Below are 3,103 nucleotides of genomic sequence, written 5' to 3'. Positions count from 1 at the left end.
GCCACGCGCCCCGCCGCCGTCTCGTCGAACGGGATGGCCTCCAACGGGGTCTCCTCCAACGCCACGTTCCCGGCGGCGACCAGCAGCGGCTCGTTCCCCGCCTCCCCCGTCTCCAACGGCAACGGCTCCTACCCGGCGAGCGCCGCCTCCAGCGGCTCCTTCCCCGCCGTGCCCTCCGCGCCGATCCACGGCGCGCCCACGAGCGACCCGTTCCCCGCCTACACCGGCGCGGCCGACCCGCTCGAGACCAGCTGGACCAACCCGCCCGCGTCGGCCACGTCGGGCTCCTGGCCCGTCTCGCCCGACATCCTCGACGACCCCGCGCCCTCCACCGCCGTCTACGGCGCCGCGAGCTCCTGGCCGGCGTTCGAGCAGCCCGCCGGGCGCGCTCCCTCCTATCCCGCTTCCTACGAGGTGCGCTCGGGCTGGGCCGTGGCCGACGACTCCGACCCGCTCACCGGCCCCTCCCCCGCCACCGGCACCCCGACGGTGCCGGGCAGGGCGGTCTCGTCCTACGACGACGTGCTGTCGGCCCCGACGCCGCAGTCCTCCTTCGCGTACGAGACGGGCGACTACACCAACCCCGCCACTCCGGCGCCGGCCGCCTGGCCGGAGCCGCCCTCGGGCACTCCCGCGTGGCCGACGTACGGCAGCCAGTCCCAGCCGTCGGCGACCGCCAACGGCGGCGCTCACCGGCCCGCGCCCGAGCAGGACTACCCGCACGACTACTACCGGTGATCATCCCAGGCGCTCATTAATCCGTAAAACCCACGCGACGCGCCCTTAAAGCGGGGTCGACGGAGCAATAGGGTTTGCTCCATGTTCCGCGACACGCAGAGTAGCTGGCTGAGCACCCTCCGGCATGATGTGCCAGCCTCGCTCGTGGTTTTCCTGGTCGCGGTGCCCCTCTCCCTGGGCATCGCGATGGCCTCCGGAGCGCCGCTGGCCGCCGGGCTGATCGCCGCCGTGGTGGGCGGGATCGTGGTCGGCGCGCTGGGCGGCTCGGCCGTTCAGGTCAGCGGACCCGCCGCGGGTTTGTCGCTGGTGGTGGCGGATCTCGTGCAGACGTACGGCTGGCGGGCCACCTGCATGATCACCCTGCTGGCTGGCGCGGTCCAGCTCGTGCTGGGGGTGTTCAAGGCGGCCAGGGCGGCGCTGGCGGTGTCGCCGGCCGTCGTCCACGGCATGCTGGCGGCCGTCGGTGTGATCATCGCGCTCTCCCAGCTCCACGTCGTGCTCGGCGGCAGCTCCCAGCGTTCGGCCGTGGCCAACCTGATCGAGCTGCCCGGCCAGATCGCCGATCTGCACGGCCACAAGGTCGCGGTCGGCCTGCTCACGATTACCGTGCTGGCGCTGTGGACGCGCCTGCCCAGGCAGATCAGGACGGTTCCCGCCCCGCTGGCCGCCCTGCTCGCGGCGGCGGCGACGGCGTGGGCGTTCGGCTGGGACGTCACGCGCGTGGACCTGTCCGACAGCGTCACCGAGTGGGCCTTCCCCGTGCTCCCCAACGGCGACTGGCACCTGATCGTGGCCTCGGTGCTCCTGGTCGCGCTGCTGGCCGGGTGCGAGTCGCTGCTGTGCTCCGTGGCCGTGGACGGGATGCACGGCGGCCGCCGCGCCGACCTCGACCAGGAGCTGACCGGCCAGGGCGTGGCCAACATGGTCACCGGCGCGCTCGGCGGCCTGCCGGTGGCCGGCGTGATCGTGCGGAGCACCGCGAACGTGCAGGCGGGCGCGCGCAGCCGCTGGTCGGCGATCCTGCACGGCGTGTGGGTGCTGGTGTTCGCGCTCGGATTCGGCTGGTCGATCCAGTGGATCCCGCTGGAGGCGCTGGCGGCGCTGCTGGTGTTCATCGGCGTGCAGATGGTGAACCTCGGCCACGTCAGGAAGGTGCACGGCCACGGCGAGGTGCCCGTCTACGTGGTGACGATGGCCGCCGTGATCCTGCTGGGCCTGGCCGAGGGGGTGCTGGCCGGCCTGGCGCTGGCCGCGCTGCTGGCGCTGCGCCGCCTGACCTGGGTGACGGTGCTGAAGCGCGAGGACAGGAGCGAACGGCTGCACGTGACGATCTCCGGCTCGCTGACGTTCCTCGGCGTGCCCAGGCTCACCCACGAGCTGCGTACGATCCCGGCGGGCACTCCCGTGGACCTCGACCTGAACATCGACTTCATGGACAACGCCGCCTTCGAGGCCATCCACTCCTGGCGGCTGGACCACGAGCGGATGGGCGGCGCGGTCGACATCGACGAGCTGCACGACGAGTGGTACGCGCTGGCGGCCAGCGGGGCGCGCATGTTCCCGGTCAAGTCGCCGCCCAAGGCGCCGGATCGCTGGTGGCTGCCGTGGGCGCAGCGGCGACGGCGGCCGGAGGGCCCGGCCGTTCCGCCGGTCGGCGCACCGGCCCAGCCGGAGTGCCAGCTCACGGTGGGGGCGCGCGAGTTCCACCGGCGTACGGCTCCGCTGATGCGGCCCATCTTCACCGAGCTGGCCCGCAAGCAGCAGCCGACACACCTGTTCATCACGTGCGCGGACTCCAGGATCGTGCCGAGCCTGATCACGGCGAGCGGCCCCGGCGACCTGTTCACGGTGCGCAACATCGGGAACCTGGTGCCGCGCAGGGGCTCGGAGCCGCACGACGACTCCGTGGTGGCGGCGATCGAGTACGCCACGCAGGTGCTGGGGGTGCACACGATCACGGTGTGCGGCCATTCGGGCTGCGGCGCGATGGCGGGCGTGCTGAGCGGCGGGGTCCAGGCGGGCAGCCTGCCGGGGCTGCGCCGGTGGCTGCGGCACGGGGACCACAGCCTGGCCACGTTCATCGAGACCGAGGGCGATCGGCTGCACAGCGGGGCCCTGGACGTGCTGTGCCGGGTCAACGTGCAGCAGCAGCTGGAGAACCTGCGCACCTACCGGAAGGTGGACGAGCAGGTCAGGGCGGGCAAGCTGGAGCTCGTCGGGCTCTATTTCGACATCGGCTCCGCCAGGGTGCACATGGTGCCGCCGATCCGCCCTACGCTCTGCGTGAAGCCGTCCGATCGCAGGGTAGCCGCGGGCGAAGAATGAACCCATGAAACTATTGGTGATGGGTGGGTCGGGGTTCCTG

The 3,103-nt window shown here is 72.5% G+C and carries 1 protein-coding gene and 1 pseudogene; both read left to right on the top strand.

Features of this window, described 5'->3' with window-relative positions:
- Nucleotides 1–738, top strand: a pseudogene (locus ETD85_RS61220) (hypothetical protein); the annotation flags it as partial.
- An 81-nt stretch (nucleotides 739–819) separates the two neighbouring features.
- Nucleotides 820–3,063: a SulP family inorganic anion transporter gene (locus ETD85_RS61215; RefSeq protein WP_138698926.1), complete on the top strand. Its 2,244-nt coding sequence runs from the start codon at nucleotides 820–822 to the stop codon at nucleotides 3,061–3,063.
- The last annotated feature ends 40 nt before the right edge of the window (nucleotides 3,064–3,103 follow it).

The organism is Nonomuraea zeae (assembly GCF_005889725.1).
Classification (GTDB): Bacteria; Actinomycetota; Actinomycetes; order Streptosporangiales; family Streptosporangiaceae; genus Nonomuraea; species Nonomuraea zeae.
Note: the sequence above shows the minus strand (reverse complement) of the source record. Positions and strands in the feature narration are given on the sequence as shown.